The organism is Xanthomonas sp. NCPPB 4037 (assembly GCF_041475695.2).
GTDB classification, from domain to species: domain Bacteria; phylum Pseudomonadota; class Gammaproteobacteria; order Xanthomonadales; family Xanthomonadaceae; genus Xanthomonas; species Xanthomonas campestris.
The window spans coordinates 4087886-4103368 of the sequence record NZ_CM191261.1; the positions used below are offsets into that span (position 1 = coordinate 4087886).

Here is a 15483-nt window from a genome sequence, read left to right on the forward strand (position 1 = left end):
CAATCGCTGCCCCTCAGGGCTTGGGCCCCTGCCCTTCGTTGTCTTCCCAGTGCAGCACGCGGCGGGTCACGAAGCGATAGACCGGCTTGCCGGTGGCGAACCATAGCTCGCGGATCCAGGAGCGGCGCTTGAGCACACGGCGTTCCACCGGGGTGATGGCCGCCGGGCAGTACATGCGCTTGTGCTTGAGCAGGTGGCGCAGGTCCTCGCGTGCAAGCAGACGCATCCAGCGCGCGCGCGGCGGGCCACGCACCGCCAGCTGGAAATCGATCACCGCCGGGCTGCCATCGTCCTGCACCAGCCAGTTGGCTTCCTTGGCCAGATCGTTGTGGGCCACCCCGCGACGATGCAGTTGCTGCAACAGGTGGCGGGCGGCGCGGAAATACGCCAGGTCGCCACGCGGCGGGCGTTGGTACATCGCATCGCCGGCCAGATAGCTGCGATCCAGTTGGCGGCCGTTCCAGCCCAGCAGCCGTGGCGTGCGCGCCATTCCGTCCAGTTGCCGCAAGGCCAGTGCCTCGCGCCGCGCCAGCCACCAGGCCACGCCGCGCAGCAGCCAGGGCGCAGCGCTCAGATCGCGACGCACGAACATGCGCTCGCCCTCGCGCATCAGCAGGATGCGGCCGAAGGTATCGGACTTGAGTGGCAGCTCGCCGGAAGGGTCTGGATGCATCCCCCATTGTAGGCGGCGCTCGCACCATCACAGCGACGCCCTCGCACCTGCGCGCAGCACGCACGCCTTCACGCGCAGCGTCGCAACCGCAGGTGAAGCGCGCCGGCCGATGTGAGGACCACGCAAGTCAGCCGCCGCCAGGCCCACCTATAATTCGGAGATGAACTCATGGATCGACGCCACGCTGGAGTGGATCGGACACCACCCCACCTTGGCTGGCGTGGTGATCTTTGCGATTGCCTTCTGCGATGCGGTCATCGTGCTGGGCGCCATCGTGCCCGCGTTGCCGCTGTTGTTCGCCATTGGCGTGTTGATCGGGCTTGGCCAGATCAACGGGCCCTATGCGGTGATCTGCGCCACGTTGGGCGCCTTCATCGGTGACGCGCTGAGCTTCTGGGTGGGCCATCGCTGGGGCCATCAGCTGCATACCTATTGGCCGTTCCGCCGCTACCCGCAATTGCTGGAGCGCGGCGAATTGTTGTTCCGGCGCAACGCGTTCAAGAGCATCGTGATCGCGCGCTACGTGGGGGCGGTGCGGCCGTTCGTGCCGGCCATCGCCGGCATGTCGCACATGCCGTTCAAACGCTATCTGATCGCCAGCGGGCTGGCCTGCATCTCGTGGGCGTTGCTGTTCCTTGTGCCCGGTTGGGTGTTGGGCACTGCGTATGACGCGGTGGCCGCAGTGGCCGGCCGGTTGTTCGTGGTGGTGGCGCTGCTGGCAGCGGTGATCGGCCTGGCCTGGGCGGTGGTGCTGTATTCGTACCGCTGGTCGGCCGGCCATCTCGACGCGCTGCTGGCACGGCTGCTGGAGTGGTCGCACCGTCACCCGGTGCTGGGCAACTGGTCGGTGAGCGTGTTCGACCCCCGCCGCCGCGAGTCGGTGCCGCTGGCGATGATGGCGCTGATGCTGCTGTTGCTGGGCTGGGGCTGGTTCGTGCTGTTGATGGTGGTGCTGGCACACGGCGAGCCGCTGCGCGTGGACCTGGCCGTGCACGATCTGATGCTGGCCCTGCGCAACCCGCTGGCCGACTACCCGATGGTGGCGCTGGCCTCGCTGGGCGATTGGCAGGTGCTGCTTCCGGCGATCGCCGCGGCGATGGGCTACCTGGCCTGGCGTGGGCGCTGGATGGCCGTGACCCACTGGGTGATCGCGCTGGCGTTCGGGCTCGCCTTGACCCAGCTGCTGGGCGCCACCGTGCAGGTGGTGCGCCCACCGGCAGCGAGCAGCGGCTTCGGCTTCCCGTCGGTGGCGGTGACCATGGCCACGATCGGCTTCGGCTTCTTCGCGCTGCTGATCGCGCGTGAGCTGCCCGGGCGTCGGCGCGTTTGGCCGTACCTGGTCAGCGGCGCAATCGTCTCGCTGATCGGATTCGCACGGCTGTACCTGGGCGCGCACTGGCTCAGCGACGTGGTCGGCGGCATGTTGTTCGGCATCTTCTGGCTGCTGGTGCTGGGCATTGCCTATCGCCGCCGCGCTACCCGCGCGTTCTGGGTCAAGCCGGTGTCATGGCTGTTCTACGGCGTGTTCCTGGCCTGCGCGATCGCATTCGCGCCGCGCAATCTGGTGGCCAAACTCGCGAAGTTCGAACCGCCACCGCCGCTGTTGATGGAATTGCAGGCCAGCGATTGGTGGAGCGGCCAGTGGCGCCTGCTGCCGGCCCGCCGCAATGAGTTCGACGACGACCAGCGCTGGCCGCTGGATGTGCAACTCGCCGGCCCGCTGGCACCGCTGCAGCGTCAGCTCGAAGCACGTGGCTGGCGGGCGCAACCGCAAGCCGGCTGGGAGCAGGCGCTGCATCTGCTGGATGTGAGCGGGCGCCCGGATGAAGTGCCGATCCTGCCGGCCACCCTGGATACGCAGGTCGAAGCCCTGCTGATGGTGCGCCCGGCCGCACCCGGCCATGTGCATGTGCTGCGGCTCTGGCCGGCCACCGCGCGGCTGTTGCCAGACGCACAACCGCTGTGGGTCGGCAGCACCCAGACGCTGCGTTACAGCCGGCATTTCAGCCTGGTCGGGCTGTGGTACCCGCTGCGCGGTGTGGACCCGGCACTGAGCGCCCTGCGCGATGCACTGGGGCCGCTGCCATATCGGGTGGAACAACGTCGGCGCTCGCAGGTGCCGGTGATGCTGATCGACGCAACACCGCACGGCGGCCCGCGGCGTGAGCCCTCTGCCGCGCACCCCGCCACCGCGGCTCAGTCCGAACAGACTGCTGCACAGCGCGAAGGGTCACCGCGCTGATGCGTGGCTGACGCGTGGGAAGCAGGCGGAGGCGGTGAGCGAGCAGTCGCGTCACGTTGATGGCAGCACCGTAGAGCCACTGTGTGTGGATGTTTCTCGCACACCACTGTGGTAAGAGGTGCGCATTGCACTGCGCAGGTTGAGCGCGGCGACGGAGCGAATGTAGCGCCGGGCTAAAGCATCGGCGTCGCGCTTTTAGTGACATCCGATGTTTGCTGCCGAGCGATCGCGTCTATCTCCGCGAAGCCCTTTGGCAGTGCACGTGTAGTTGGCATCCGCACGCGTGCGGCATGCTCGGCATGCAGGCACCACGCATCCGCTCAGCGATTTGCCGCACCACCAAAGACAACGCACCACCGTACGCAGCGACGTGACCGGTGCCCTCGCCTCACCACAACACTCCATCCACCGGCTGCATCGGCTCCGGTGCTCGCTCACCGATGGCTTGCAACGCATCGATTTCCACCGTGCGGCACATGCTGTCCAATGGTAGGTCGTGGATGGTGTTGGCGAATGGGTCGACTAGCTCGTCGCCGATCTTCAGCACCGCCAGGAACATCAGCCCGGCCACGGTGGAGCCCACCGGTGTGGCGTACTGCAGGGTTTCCACCAGCCCGATCGGCAACAGGATGCAGAACACGCGGGTGAACAGGTTCGGATAGAACCGGTATTGATATGGCAGAGGCGTGTTCTTCAACCGTTCCATGCCGCCCTGCGCATTGGCAATGTCCACCAGGATGCGTTCCACACTGGCCTGCTGGATGCTATCGATCCAGCCATCGCGCCGCGCCTGTTCCACCGCGCGCCCGGTGGTGTCGAGCAATCCGTTGGCTACGTTGGTGCGCGTCACCACGGCAGCCACTTCGTCCGCACCCAGGCGTGGCTCCAGCTCCACGCCCACCGGCAGCCGCCGCAACTGACAGCGCAACGCGTGCACATAGGCCACCTGGCGCAGCGCGATGCTGCGCCCCACTGCGGCGGCGTCTGGCGCGGACAACACGCTCACACACAGGCGCACCAGATTGCGCGAAGCATTGATCATCTGCCCCCACAGCACGCGGCCTTCCCACCAGCGTTGATAGGTGGAATTGGCGCGAAACCCCAGGAATAACGCCAACGCCGAACCGAAGATCGTCAGCGGCAGCGCCGGCGCGCGGAACGGCAGCACGTAATAGATGATCGTGACCAGCACGTCCCACACGAACAGCACCGCCAGCGTTCGCCACACCTGCAGGAAGACATCGGTCACACGCGGTTTTACATCGATGATCACGGCACACCCCGGTCGTTAATCAACCGCGCCAAGCGCATTCCCTGCGGGATGCATACTGGCGCACTCAAGCGTGCGGAGTCTGCCGTTGCAGCGGTGCAAGTGCGGTGAGGAATCACGCGCACACATTACACTCCGCAGCGGTTATGGCATCCAGGCCAGCAGTTGCTCCAGGCGGCGATGCGGGTCGTCCTCCTGCAACAACGACAACCGCTGGCCTTCGCTCAACGGCAGCAGCTCGGCCAGGCGCCAGCCCACCCAAGCAGCTTGATCGAGCAGGCCGGGGCCAGCGGATGCAAATTCGCCGCCCACCTGCTCCAGCATGCGTTCGAGCACGGTGGCGAGCAGAACATGCTCGGGGCGCAGCTCGTCGTCGCTGTCCGGCTCACACCAGCTCACCTCCCCCACCACGAGGCCGTTGTCTCGCACGCGCGAGCGTTGCACGCGGAAGCGCCGGGTGCCACGCAGGCGCAAGACCAGCACGCCATCGGCGCCCACATCGAAATCCTCGATGCGCACCTCGGTGCCGTACGCCGCAGGAACCGCCGGTGCCCCCACATCGCTGCCATCCAGGATCAGGCACACGCCGAAACTGCTGCCGGTCCGCCCGCAATCGCGCACCAGATCCAGATAGCGGCGCTCGAACACGCGCAAGCCGATCGCCGCACCGGGCAGCAACACGCTGTGCAGCGGGAACAGCGGCAACGAAGTGATCTCGGCCGGCATCTTGGGCTGCACGGTCATGCCAGGCCTGCCAGGAAGCGGCGCGGCGCACCATCGAAGCCGCCATTGGACATGAACACCACATGGTCACCCGGCTGCGCGATCTCCCCCAGCATGCGCAACAACGCGTCCACATCCTGCGCGACATGCGCCTGACCACGCACCTGCGCAATGATCGGCGCCGCGTCCCAGGCCAGTTCCGGCCGATGCAGGAACACCACCGCATCGGCATCGTGCAACGACGGCGCCAGAGCCTGCGCATGCGCACCCAGGCGCATCGAATTGCTGCGCGGCTCCATCGCCACCAGCACGCGCGCAGTGCCGACCTTGGCGCGCAGCCCCTGCAGCGTGGTGGCGATCGCGGTGGGGTGATGGGCGAAATCGTCATAGACGGTGATGCCCTGCGCCTGCCCCAGAACTTCCAGCCGCCGCTTCACACTCTGAAAGCGCGCCAGCGCAGGCATCACCGTTGCCGGGTCCACGCCCACCGCCTGCACCGCGGCCAGCGCCGCCAACCCGTTGAGCACGTTGTGGCGCCCCAGCAATGGCCACTGCACCTGGCCGATTTCCTCACCCCGGTGCAGCACGGCGAAGCGGCTGCCATCGTCGGCCAGCAGTTGCGCACTCCAGTCCAGCGCCGGATCGAATCCAAAGCGCTCCACCGGCGTCCAGCAGCCCATCGACAGCACCTCGGCCAGCCGCGCATCCTCGCCGTTGACGATCAGCCGCCCGCGCGCCGGCACCGTCCGCACCAGGTGATGGAATTGGCGCTGGATCGCGGCCACGTCCGGAAAGATGTCGGCGTGGTCGTACTCAAGATTGTTGAGGATCGCCACCAACGGGCGGTAGTGCACGAACTTGCTGCGCTTGTCGAAGAACGCGGTGTCGTACTCGTCCGCTTCCACCACAAATTCCCGGCCCCGCCCGAGCCGCGCCGAGACGCCAAAGTCCTCGGCCACGCCACCGATCAGAAAGCCCGGCGCCCGCCCGGCGGCCTCCAGCAGATAACTGAGGATGGTGGTGGTGGTGGTCTTGCCGTGCGTGCCGGCCACGGCCAGGGTGTCGCGCCCGGGCAACACCTGCTCGGACAGCCATTGCGCGCCCGAACTATAGCGGCGGCCCGCATCGAGCACTGCTTCCACCGCCGCATTGCCGCGCGAAAGCGCATTGCCAATGACCACGTCGTGCGCATCGGCGGAGATGTTGGCGGGCAGATAGCCCTGCGCCAGCCGAATGCCCAGGGTTTCCAGCTGCGTGGACATCGGCGGGTAGATGGCCTGGTCGCTGCCTTCCACCTGCCAACCCAGTTCGCGCGCCAGCGCGGCAACGCCGCCCATGAAGGTCCCGGCGATGCCGAGGATGTGGAGTTTGCTCATGGCCTCATTGTCGCCGATCGCCGGAGTTGCGGGATATTCGAATCCGCACCGCACCCAAACGTCAGGAAACCCCTACCGGGCTGTCGGGAACTTCCCGATACACGCGGGTAGCTGCATCCGTCACTATGCTGAACGCCAGTCGCAGCACCCCTTTGGTCCTACTCCCCAAGAGGCCAAATCCCCAGGGAGCTCATGCTGTGGGGCTTTGAGCAAGCTCATTACTGGCGCCATTACTGCCCCGGTCGTCATGTACGACCGGGGTTTTTCTTTTGCACGGTTTGGTACCGATCACGTGCCCCGCCAGCGACTGTTCCACTGGCAGGAAGGACCGGGCGCTGCCGCCCGGCCCGACGGCTCAGCGGCCCAGGGCCTGGCCGATACGCTCGAGCACTTCGTCCAGCGAACCGACGCCATCCACGCGCGCCAACTTGCCACGCTGCTCGTAGAAGCCGATCACCGGTGCGGTGGAATCGGTATAGACCTGCAGACGCTTGCGCACCGATTCCGGATTGTCGTCTTCGCGGCCCTCGGCCTTGGCGCGCCCAGCGATCCGCTCAACCAGCAATTCGCTGGCGACATCCAGCTGCACCACCGCATCCAGCGGCTGGCCGATCTTGCTGAGCAAGCTGTCCAGTGCATTGGCTTGGGCCACATTGCGCGGGTAACCATCCAGGATGAAGCCGTTGGCCACATCGGCCTGGCCCAACCGCGCTTCCAGCATGCCGAGCAGGATCTCGTCGGACACCAGATCGCCACGTGCCATCACTTCCTTGGCCTTCAGACCAAGCGGTGAACCGGCGGCCACTTCGGCACGCAGCAGGTCGCCGGTGGAAATGTGCGGGATCTGAAACGTGTCTTTGAGCCGTGCCGCCTGGGTGCCCTTGCCCGAACCGGGCGGTCCCAACAGAACCAATCGCATCAGTGGACTCCACTTTCGAATAAAAACGCGTTGCGGTGGGCGGCGTTAGACTCAAGCCTTCGCCAGCGCTGACCGTATGGTCGTGCAGCTTACCGCATCCGGGGAATGTCCCCGCAATGTCCCCCGCGCCATGTCGCCATCTGAGGAGTGTGTCCCCCTATGACCAACGGCAACCTGTTGTATGCCCAGTCCGGCGGTGTCACTGCCGTCATCAACGCCACCGCTGCCGGGGTGATCGGCGAAGCGCGCGCACGCAAGATCAAGGTGCTGGCTGCACGCAACGGCATCTTGGGCGCGCTGCGCGAGGAATTGATCGACACCTCCAAGGAATCGGCCGCGGCGATCGCCGCGCTGGCGCAGACCCCCGGCGGCGCGTTCGGCTCGTGTCGCTACAAGCTCAAGTCGCTGGAGCAGGACCGCGCCAAGTACGAGCGCCTGCTGGAGGTGCTGCGCGCGCACGACGTGCGCTGGTTCCTCTACAACGGCGGCAACGACTCGGCCGATACCGCACTGAAGGTCTCGCAGCTGGCCAAGGCGTTCGGCTACCCGCTGCACTGCATCGGCGTGCCCAAGACCATTGACAACGACCTGGCGGTAACCGACACCTGCCCCGGCTTCGGCTCGGCGGCCAAATACACCGCGGTCTCGGTGCGCGAAGCGGCGCTGGACGTGGCCGCCATGGCCGACACCTCCACCAAGGTCTTCATCTACGAAGCGATGGGCCGCCACGCCGGCTGGCTGGCCGCCGCCGCAGGCCTGGCCGGCCAAGGCCCGGACGACGCGCCGCAGATCATCCTGCTGCCCGAGCGCGCCTTTGATCAGGCCGCGTTTCTGGCCAAGGTGCGTAAGGTGGTGGAACGGGTCGGCTGGTGCGTGGTCGTGGCCAGCGAGGGCATCCAGGACGCACAGGGGAAATTCGTCGCCGATGCCGGCGGCGCGGCCGATTCGTTCGGGCACGCGCAACTCGGTGGCGTAGCCGCCTTCCTCGCAGCGCAGGTCAAACAGGAACTCGGCTACAAGGTGCACTGGACGCTGCCCGATTACCTGCAGCGTTCCGCACGCCACCTCGCCTCCAAGACCGACTGGGAACAAGCCCAGGCTGTGGGCAAGGCCGCCGTGCAGTACGCACTCAAGGGCATGAACGCGGTGATCCCGGTGATCGAGCGCGTCAGCGACGCGCCCTATCGCTGGAAGATCGTGCCCGCCCCACTGCACAAGGTGGCTAACCACGAAAAGAAGATGCCCCCCAGTTTCCTGCGCAAGGACGGCTTCGGCATCACCGAACGCGCCCGCCGCTACTTCGCCCCACTGATCAAGGGCGAGGCCCCGTTGGCCTACGGCGGCGATGGACTTCCCAAGTACGTGAGCCTGAAGAACGCTGCTGTGACCAAGAAGTTGCCGGCCTGGGAGGGGTAAGCCCCCACCAGTGCGGGCGCCCTCCGTAGCGCATCCATGCCAGGACGCCCACGCTAGCCGACGCTGGGATTTCTGCGGAATCTCCGACTGCGGTGCTCTGTAAAGCAGGCAACTGCCATCAGGAAGCGGTTGCCTGCTGGACCACCCGATATAGGGAACCTCCCGATTGCCGGCCTGCGGGCCCGCTGACATAATCCGCCGCGCAAGGATGCGGGGGAACGCACTGCGCGCCTCTAACGTCCGCTTTCAGCGGGCGACAGCCTTTGCAGCTGCCCATCTCCGATCAAGGATGTTACCCATGAAATCTCGCCACCTCGGCGCCGCCCTGCTGCTTGCAGCCTCGGCACCCGTCTTTGCTGCAACCTGCGAAGACAGCTTCCAGAAGAAGGGCAACCCCTTCGTCGGCACCCAGTTTTCTGTCTCGGTCAGCCACCCAGGCCTGACCGTGCGCAGCGCCATCGGCCAGATGCGTGTGATCGCCAAGCAGGCCAAGATGGATGTACTGAGCGAAGATGCTGACGCAGGCTCAATGTTGATCGAAGAGCCAGAGACCATGTCGCACAAGCCGCTCCCGATGATCGTCTCGGCAAGCGCAGTCGATGGCGTCGGCACGGTCAATTTGCTCCTCAAGGTCAACAAGGGAGCCATCGCATCTACTGACAGCGCCCGTACCGAGATGTGCAAACTGCTGAACCAGGTCAAGCCCGGCGCGGCGGGCGAACAGTTTGCAAAGAAGACCCTGGACACTGCACCGGTGGAAATCACCGCCGAGAAGTTCGGCTTCCAGCTACGCAATCAGCACAAGGACAATCCGGCTGCCATCGAGGCACGCTACGCCGACAAGGTCTACCGCATCACGGGCAAGATCAATCAAGGTGGCGTACTCAAAGACAGCGGCCGCTATAACATCGGCTTCGACGTGCTTCAGGGCGACAATCAGTTCGATACCGTTGCCATTACTTGCTCGTTTGCTGCAAACCAGGCTGCCTATGCATTGTCGCTGCGCCCGAAGGAGAAGGTGACGTTGACGGGTGTTGTGGATCACTACGACCAGATTCTGAAAGTGCTCTGGCTACGCGACTGCCGCGGCAACTGATTCAGTACGCTCCCAGCTGACCAAAACAAACCCCGGCCTGGCCGGGGTTTGTTTTTTGCCCAGGCATCACCGCAGCCAAAGCCCTACCGTACTTCGTCGGACGATACTGGCCGGCCCTGACATTACCGCAGCGCAGTTCCGCAGCCGCATGCGCGCGCCTGACGCTCGGCGCCTCATCACGGCAACATTGCAAGGTTGATCCCGACCGTGATCCACCCACGCGGTGCAGTTGCGCGATCAGATCCAACCACGAGATCGATGCTGGAGGCCTTGCCTACCAGTCTGCGCAGTCCAAGTTGCGCACCGTGACCGTCGCGATCGTCTCCTGATGCTTCGGCCAGGACCGTCCAGGCGGGGGTGAGCACGTGCTCCAGGCCAACACCTGCAGTCGTGGTGTCCGGGCCAGCGTGCGTGACGAGCGCGCCGAAATTGACGTGGATCAGCGTGTTCGCTTCCGTTCCCAGCGACCACGTCAGCGGCACGGTGATGTAGCTGGCGCGTTGCTGAGGCTCCTGCCAGGCGCGTTGCAGGCCTACTGACACCGCCAGCCCCCATGTGTGTTGCTCCGGATCACGCAGCATACGTTTTGCGCCGATGTCGAGCACAGCCGATCCGTGCCGGACGTCAGCCATTCCCAACGCGAATTCGGTGCCCCAGATGTTACAGGCAGGTACTGCCGTGGCCGATGCACCGCCGGGCGTTGCACGCCACCACGCTTCGAGCTGGCACTGGCCGCGTGGCGTCACGCCGGCATCGTCGACCACCATGCTGGCTGCTGCACGTGCGGGCACCGGGTGCCATAACGCGAACACGGCCAGCAGTCCCGGGGAGTGACGCAATACCTTCATAGGCTTCTCAAGAAAAACTCCAGCGCCGTTGGCGTTGAACACCACTAGGACGGAGAACGCTGCATGGCAAGCAGGCGGCAAACCACGCTGCGCCGCGTTAGCGCCGTGCGTCGAAGATGCAGCGCATGCTCCGATGCGATTGATGTGGCTGACGCGACTTCGTTGGCACGACTTGTTCTCAGCAAAGCGTCGGTATCAAGCCCAATCGACCTTTGAACGGCGGCGCACTGGTGAACGACGCGCCACTACATGACCTGTCGCTCCTGCATGCTACGCAACACGGAAGCAGGCATTGATGATTGACCCACTGCACCACCGGCGCCGCGCGCGTTACATGCATGCATGTAGCGCCACAAAGTTAGGCACGCAGACCGAACTGACACCCTAGGCACGCGCGGCCGCATTAGCCGCTCTTACTGGCAGGCCTTGCCTTCCATCGTCTGCTGCGCGGTAAACATGGGGACCTGCGGGATTTTGCCGGCAGCGGCCTGCTGCTTGGCCTCCTCCAGATAGATACGCGACTGCCCTTGTCCATCCAGCTGCGGCTTGGCCGCAACCGGCTTGCGCCATACGCGCACGACCGCCTGCTGTGACGGGCAGGCCGCGCTCGGTACGCGGATCACATCATTAAAGATCCAACCGGAGGCCACGCTGGGTGCAGCTTTGGCGTAGTCGACGAAGCGAGCGCGCGGCTGACAGGTAGGACTGCTGCGCGTCACCGAAAATGTGTACGGCTGCGCCGCATTACCGGTGAAAACGCCTTCCAGACGGGCACAGGCTTCGGGAATCTGGCGCAAGGTGTGCGCTGCACCAATCGCCTGCGCCGTGCCAGGCGCACGCTGCATTTCCGGTGCGGGCTCGGCGGCAAACACAGGAGCGCTCAGCAGCAGGCCGGTCATCATCAAGGCGGATTTCAACATACATAGGCTCCTGGATCGGGTCGATCACGGTGGCGGCAGGCTGTCATGCCATCACTGAACGCGGCGCCAAAGCGTGGTGCTGGCAGGCATGCAGGACGCGGCGCATACTCGGCCGCAATCCGGCCACATGAACATCGCGACGCGCAGCAGGCCTAGTCAGGCCGTCGAGTCCGTCTTCGCCGTTCCACTCGTCGCGCACCGCCCTTCGTTCGTCCCGACCGGACGACATCCATTCTTTTGGGAGGGGTCATGCTGGAACACTACGGATTGATGCTCGCGCTGGGTTGTGCGGTCCTGGCAATTGTCTATGGCATGTTGTCGGCGCGCTGGGTGGTCGCGCAGCCGAGCGGCAATGCACGCATGCAGGAAATCGCCGCTGCCATCCAGGAGGGCGCACGCGCCTACCTCAACCGGCAATACCTGACCATTTCCATCGCCGGCGTGGTGTTGTTCGTGCTGGTTGGGCTGTTTCTGAGTTGGTACACCGCGATCGGGTTTGCGATTGGTGCGGTGCTGTCGGGGTTGGCCGGCTACATCGGCATGAACGTGTCGGTACGCGCCAACGTGCGCACCGCAGAAGCAGCCCGTCACGGAATCAGCAAGGCCATGGACGTTGCCTTTCGCGGCGGCGCCATCACCGGCATGCTGGTGGTCGGCCTGGGCTTGCTAGGTGTTGCCGGCTACTACGCCGTCCTGCAAGCCATCGGCCTGCCGCTTGAGCAGAACCTGCATGCCTTGGTCGGCCTGGCGTTCGGTTCGTCGCTGATTTCGATCTTTGCGCGCCTGGGTGGCGGCATTTTCACCAAAGGTGCCGACGTGGGCGCCGACCTGGTGGGCAAGGTCGAGGCCGGCATCCCCGAAGACGACCCGCGCAATCCGGCCGTGATTGCAGACAACGTCGGTGACAACGTCGGCGACTGTGCAGGCATGGCAGCGGACCTGTTCGAAACCTATGCGGTCACCGTCATTGCCACAATGCTGCTCGGCAGCCTGACCCTGGCCGAAACCGGACCGCATGCGGTGTTGTATCCACTGGTGCTGGGCGGCGTGTCCATTGTCGCGTCGATCATTGGCGCAGCATTCGTCAAGGTGAAGCCGGGCGGTTCGATCATGGGCGCGCTCTATAAAGGCGTGATCGTGTCCGGTGTGTTGGCGGCGATTGCGTACTGGCCGATCACGCAGGCATTGATGCGCGACAACGCGCATGGTGCGATGTCGTTGTATGCCTGCGCATTGATCGGCCTGGTCCTGACCGGGCTGATCGTGTGGATCACCGAGTACTACACCGGCACGCAATATGGGCCGGTGCAACACGTGGCTGCCGCAAGCACGACCGGTCATGGCACCAACATCATTGCCGGCCTGGGGATCTCGATGAAATCCACCGCGCTACCGGTCATTGCAGTGTGCGCGGCAATCTGGGGCGCGTTCCATTTTGGCGGCCTGTACGGGATTGCGATCGCGGCCACGGCGATGCTGTCGATGGCCGGCATGATCGTGGCACTGGACGCCTATGGCCCCATCACGGACAACGCCGGCGGCATTGCCGAAATGGCCGAATTGCCGCCAGAAGTACGCAATGTCACCGACCCGCTGGATGCAGTTGGCAATACCACCAAGGCGGTGACCAAGGGCTATGCGATCGGCTCGGCGGCACTGGCCGCGCTGGTGCTGTTTGCCGACTACACCCACAACCTGCAGGCTGCCAATCCGAACGAGGTATTCGCGTTCGATCTGTCTGACCACACGGTGATCATTGGCTTGCTGATTGGCGGACTGATTCCCTACCTGTTCGGCGCAATGGCGATGGAAGCCGTGGGGCGCGCGGCCGGTGCGGTGGTCGAAGAAGTACGCCGCCAGTTTCGCGAAATCCCCGGCATCATGGCTGGCACCGCCAAGCCGCAATACGACCGCGCGGTGGACATGCTCACGCGCTCGGCAATCCGCGAAATGATCGTGCCCTCGTTGTTGCCGGTGGTGGTCCCGGTCATCGTCGGGTTACTGCTCGGGCCGCGCGCGCTGGGCGGATTGTTGATCGGCACCATCGTGACCGGACTCTTCGTTGCGATTTCGATGACGACCGGGGGAGGTGCCTGGGACAACGCCAAGAAGTACATCGAAGATGGTCATTTCGGCGGCAAGGGCAGCGAAGCACATAAGGCTGCGATCACCGGCGACACCGTGGGCGACCCCTACAAGGACACCGCAGGGCCTGCCATCAACCCGCTGATCAAGATCATCAATATCGTCGCGTTGCTGTTGGTGCCGCTGCTTTAAGCGCTGTGCTTGAGGCGATCTGCGGACCTCGTGGGCCAGAGCGATGCGTGGCTCCAGGCCCGGGCCTTTGTCGGCGGGTGACGGCGCCTAGCCTCTGAGGCTCATGAGGCTGCAAGCATGGCAATGCGTGCTGCTACAAAGACGACTGCGGAGGCCTGAAAGACGCCACTGGCCCGTTTGATCACTACGGGCCAGTGGCGCAGCGCATCTCCGCGTGCAGCATCTCCGCATGCAACAAGTCAGCAATGATCACGCTACAAGCCATCAGGTTGCGTAGGTTGCTCGTTACTTGGCGCATCAAGACACATATCGGAGGCAAGCCGCGTAAGCACCAAAGACGCTGCACCAGAATCTGCTAGGTCGTCATGGATGATCGCTCGACCAACAGCATGAGCAAGACGCCGTCAGCGCCTTACAGACAGCCGATCAACCCGTCATAGATCGGCGGCGCACCACCGGGCAGCGGCTCGAACAGCGGATTGGTGACTGCAAGCACGCGATACATCTCGTCCAGGCGCGTTCCGGCCTTCAGAGGCGCGGTGCAGCGCCAGACCCGGCTGTCCGAGCGCAAATGACCACTGCGCGGATCCACACTCACCTCGCTCGCGCCAAAGGTCCAGATGCAGCTGCGCACCACCCCGCTCACCCGATTGACCGAGCAGCGGAACCGCAGCGGCTGGTAGTCGCTGAACTCGCCGCCACAGAACGTATCGCCACAGATATTGTCGAAATCACGGTCCAGCCGTTGTTCCAGATCGACAAAGGCCTCCCAACCTTCGCCGTTGGCCGGCCAGTCCACCGCATCCACGAACGCTGGCGGCGGATCCGCAGCCAGCGCCGCCGGGGCGAGGATGGATGACATCAAGAGAACGATGACGCGAAGGTACCTGGACATGGGGCCAACTCCGTGGCTGTGGATGAGCCTGCAGCGTGACGCCCGGGCATGCTTAGCAGCATCGGGAAGCGGCCCGTGATGAACGCGGACTATGCCGCGCGCCGCTGTCAGACAGAGGCCTATTCAGTGTCGCTGCACCGCAACAGCCGAACGCGTAGAATCGGCCTCCACACACAGCTGAAGCCTCGGAGCTACGCGCATGGGCCTGGAACTGGTCACCTCCGGCAAGAACCTGCCGGAAGAAATCAACGTCGTCATCGAGATCCCCAAGGACTCGGAGCCGGTCAAGTACGAAGTGGACAAGGCCAGCGGCGCGATCTTCGTCGACCGCATCCTGTCGACCCCGATGCGCTACCCCTGCAACTACGGCTACGTGCCCAACACCCTGTGCGGCGACGGCGACCCGGCCGACGTGCTGGTGGTGCTGCCGTTGCCGCTGGTGCCCGGTTCGGTAGTGCGTTGCCGCCCGGTCGGCGTGCTGCGCATGAGCGATGAGGCCGGCAGCGACGAGAAGATCCTGGCAGTGCCGATCGAGAAGATCTTCTCCGGCTACGCCCATATCGAAGATATCGATCAGGTCTCCAGCCACTGGATGGAGCGCATCGGCCATTTCTTCGAGCATTACAAGGACTTGGAGAAAGGCAAGTGGGTCAAGCTGGACGGCTGGGGCGGCGCGGCGGAAGCCAAGCGCATCCTGGTGGAGTCGGTGGAACGCTATAATTCCGACGCGCCCTGAGCCGTCGACCGTGACGCTGCCCCGCACGCGCGGGGCGATCGGCATCACGCTTTTGGCGTGATGCCGGTGACCGCTGTCGGCAGATTGGGTAC

13 protein-coding genes are annotated in these 15483 nt (G+C 64.8%); 5 read left to right on the forward strand and 8 right to left on the reverse strand.

All coding sequences use genetic code 11. The annotated features are described in order from the left end of the window. Positions 1 to 13: 13 nt before the first annotated feature. The gene (locus tag ACCQ01_RS18085) at positions 14 to 673 is read right to left on the reverse strand and encodes a serine/threonine-protein kinase (RefSeq protein WP_228431187.1); all 660 of its coding nucleotides are present in this window, start codon (positions 671 to 673) and stop codon (positions 14 to 16) included. A gap of 160 nt (positions 674 to 833) precedes the next feature. Here ACCQ01_RS18085 and ACCQ01_RS18090 point away from each other — a divergent pair, with 160 nt between their 5' ends. Continuing rightward, positions 834 to 2915 carry a bifunctional DedA family/phosphatase PAP2 family protein gene (locus ACCQ01_RS18090; RefSeq protein WP_228431189.1) on the forward strand — a complete coding sequence of 694 codons (2082 nt, stop codon included), beginning with the start codon at positions 834 to 836 and terminating at the stop codon, positions 2913 to 2915. A 388-nt stretch (positions 2916 to 3303) separates the two neighbouring features. Here the strand turns inward: ACCQ01_RS18090 and ACCQ01_RS18095 are convergent, their stop codons facing one another. The 4 genes from ACCQ01_RS18095 to ACCQ01_RS18110 form a co-directional block, all read right to left on the reverse strand. Beyond that, on the reverse strand, positions 3304 to 4188 hold the full coding sequence (locus ACCQ01_RS18095; protein ID WP_228431191.1) for a bestrophin family protein: 885 nt from the start codon (positions 4186 to 4188) through the stop codon (positions 3304 to 3306). Between the two features lie 141 nt (positions 4189 to 4329). Next, entirely contained in the window at positions 4330 to 4929 is a 600-nt protein-coding gene (locus tag ACCQ01_RS18100; RefSeq protein ID WP_372358818.1) for an LON peptidase substrate-binding domain-containing protein, read from the reverse strand. Continuing rightward, a complete protein-coding gene (gene mpl / locus ACCQ01_RS18105; protein WP_228431193.1) occupies positions 4926 to 6284 on the reverse strand; it encodes a UDP-N-acetylmuramate:L-alanyl-gamma-D-glutamyl-meso-diaminopimelate ligase in 1359 nt (452 codons plus the stop codon). The genes ACCQ01_RS18100 and mpl overlap by 4 nt, the downstream gene beginning before the upstream one ends. A gap of 355 nt (positions 6285 to 6639) precedes the next feature. After that, positions 6640 to 7203: an adenylate kinase gene (locus tag ACCQ01_RS18110; RefSeq protein ID WP_011038393.1), complete on the reverse strand. Its 564-nt coding sequence runs from the start codon at positions 7201 to 7203 to the stop codon at positions 6640 to 6642. Between the two features lie 159 nt (positions 7204 to 7362). Here ACCQ01_RS18110 and ACCQ01_RS18115 point away from each other — a divergent pair, with 159 nt between their 5' ends. Beyond that, positions 7363 to 8619: a 6-phosphofructokinase gene (locus tag ACCQ01_RS18115; RefSeq protein WP_228431195.1), complete on the forward strand. Its 1257-nt coding sequence runs from the start codon at positions 7363 to 7365 to the stop codon at positions 8617 to 8619. Between the two features lie 298 nt (positions 8620 to 8917). Then, on the forward strand, positions 8918 to 9715 hold the full coding sequence (locus ACCQ01_RS18120; RefSeq protein ID WP_042596925.1) for a hypothetical protein: 798 nt from the start codon (positions 8918 to 8920) through the stop codon (positions 9713 to 9715). A gap of 176 nt (positions 9716 to 9891) precedes the next feature. Here ACCQ01_RS18120 and ACCQ01_RS18125 read toward each other — a convergent pair whose 3' ends face one another. Then, positions 9892 to 10563: a PA4824 family protein gene (locus ACCQ01_RS18125; RefSeq protein ID WP_228431197.1), complete on the reverse strand. Its 672-nt coding sequence runs from the start codon at positions 10561 to 10563 to the stop codon at positions 9892 to 9894. A 413-nt stretch (positions 10564 to 10976) separates the two neighbouring features. Beyond that, positions 10977 to 11465 carry a hypothetical protein gene (locus ACCQ01_RS18130; RefSeq protein WP_070694290.1) on the reverse strand — a complete coding sequence of 163 codons (489 nt, stop codon included), beginning with the start codon at positions 11463 to 11465 and terminating at the stop codon, positions 10977 to 10979. A gap of 267 nt (positions 11466 to 11732) precedes the next feature. Here ACCQ01_RS18130 and ACCQ01_RS18135 point away from each other — a divergent pair, with 267 nt between their 5' ends. Next, positions 11733 to 13760 (forward strand): sodium-translocating pyrophosphatase, encoded by a 2028-nt coding sequence (locus ACCQ01_RS18135; protein ID WP_076053912.1) that lies wholly within the window; start codon positions 11733 to 11735, stop codon positions 13758 to 13760. Positions 13761 to 14172: 412 nt separating this feature from the next. On the opposite strand, the gene ACCQ01_RS18140 is transcribed toward ACCQ01_RS18135, so the two are convergent. Continuing rightward, positions 14173 to 14655: a hypothetical protein gene (locus ACCQ01_RS18140; protein WP_050911282.1), complete on the reverse strand. Its 483-nt coding sequence runs from the start codon at positions 14653 to 14655 to the stop codon at positions 14173 to 14175. A gap of 199 nt (positions 14656 to 14854) precedes the next feature. Between ACCQ01_RS18140 and ppa the strand changes: the two genes are divergently transcribed. Next, the gene (ppa, locus tag ACCQ01_RS18145; protein ID WP_002804918.1) at positions 14855 to 15391 is read left to right on the forward strand and encodes an inorganic diphosphatase; all 537 of its coding nucleotides are present in this window, start codon (positions 14855 to 14857) and stop codon (positions 15389 to 15391) included. Positions 15392 to 15483: the final 92 nt, after the last annotated feature.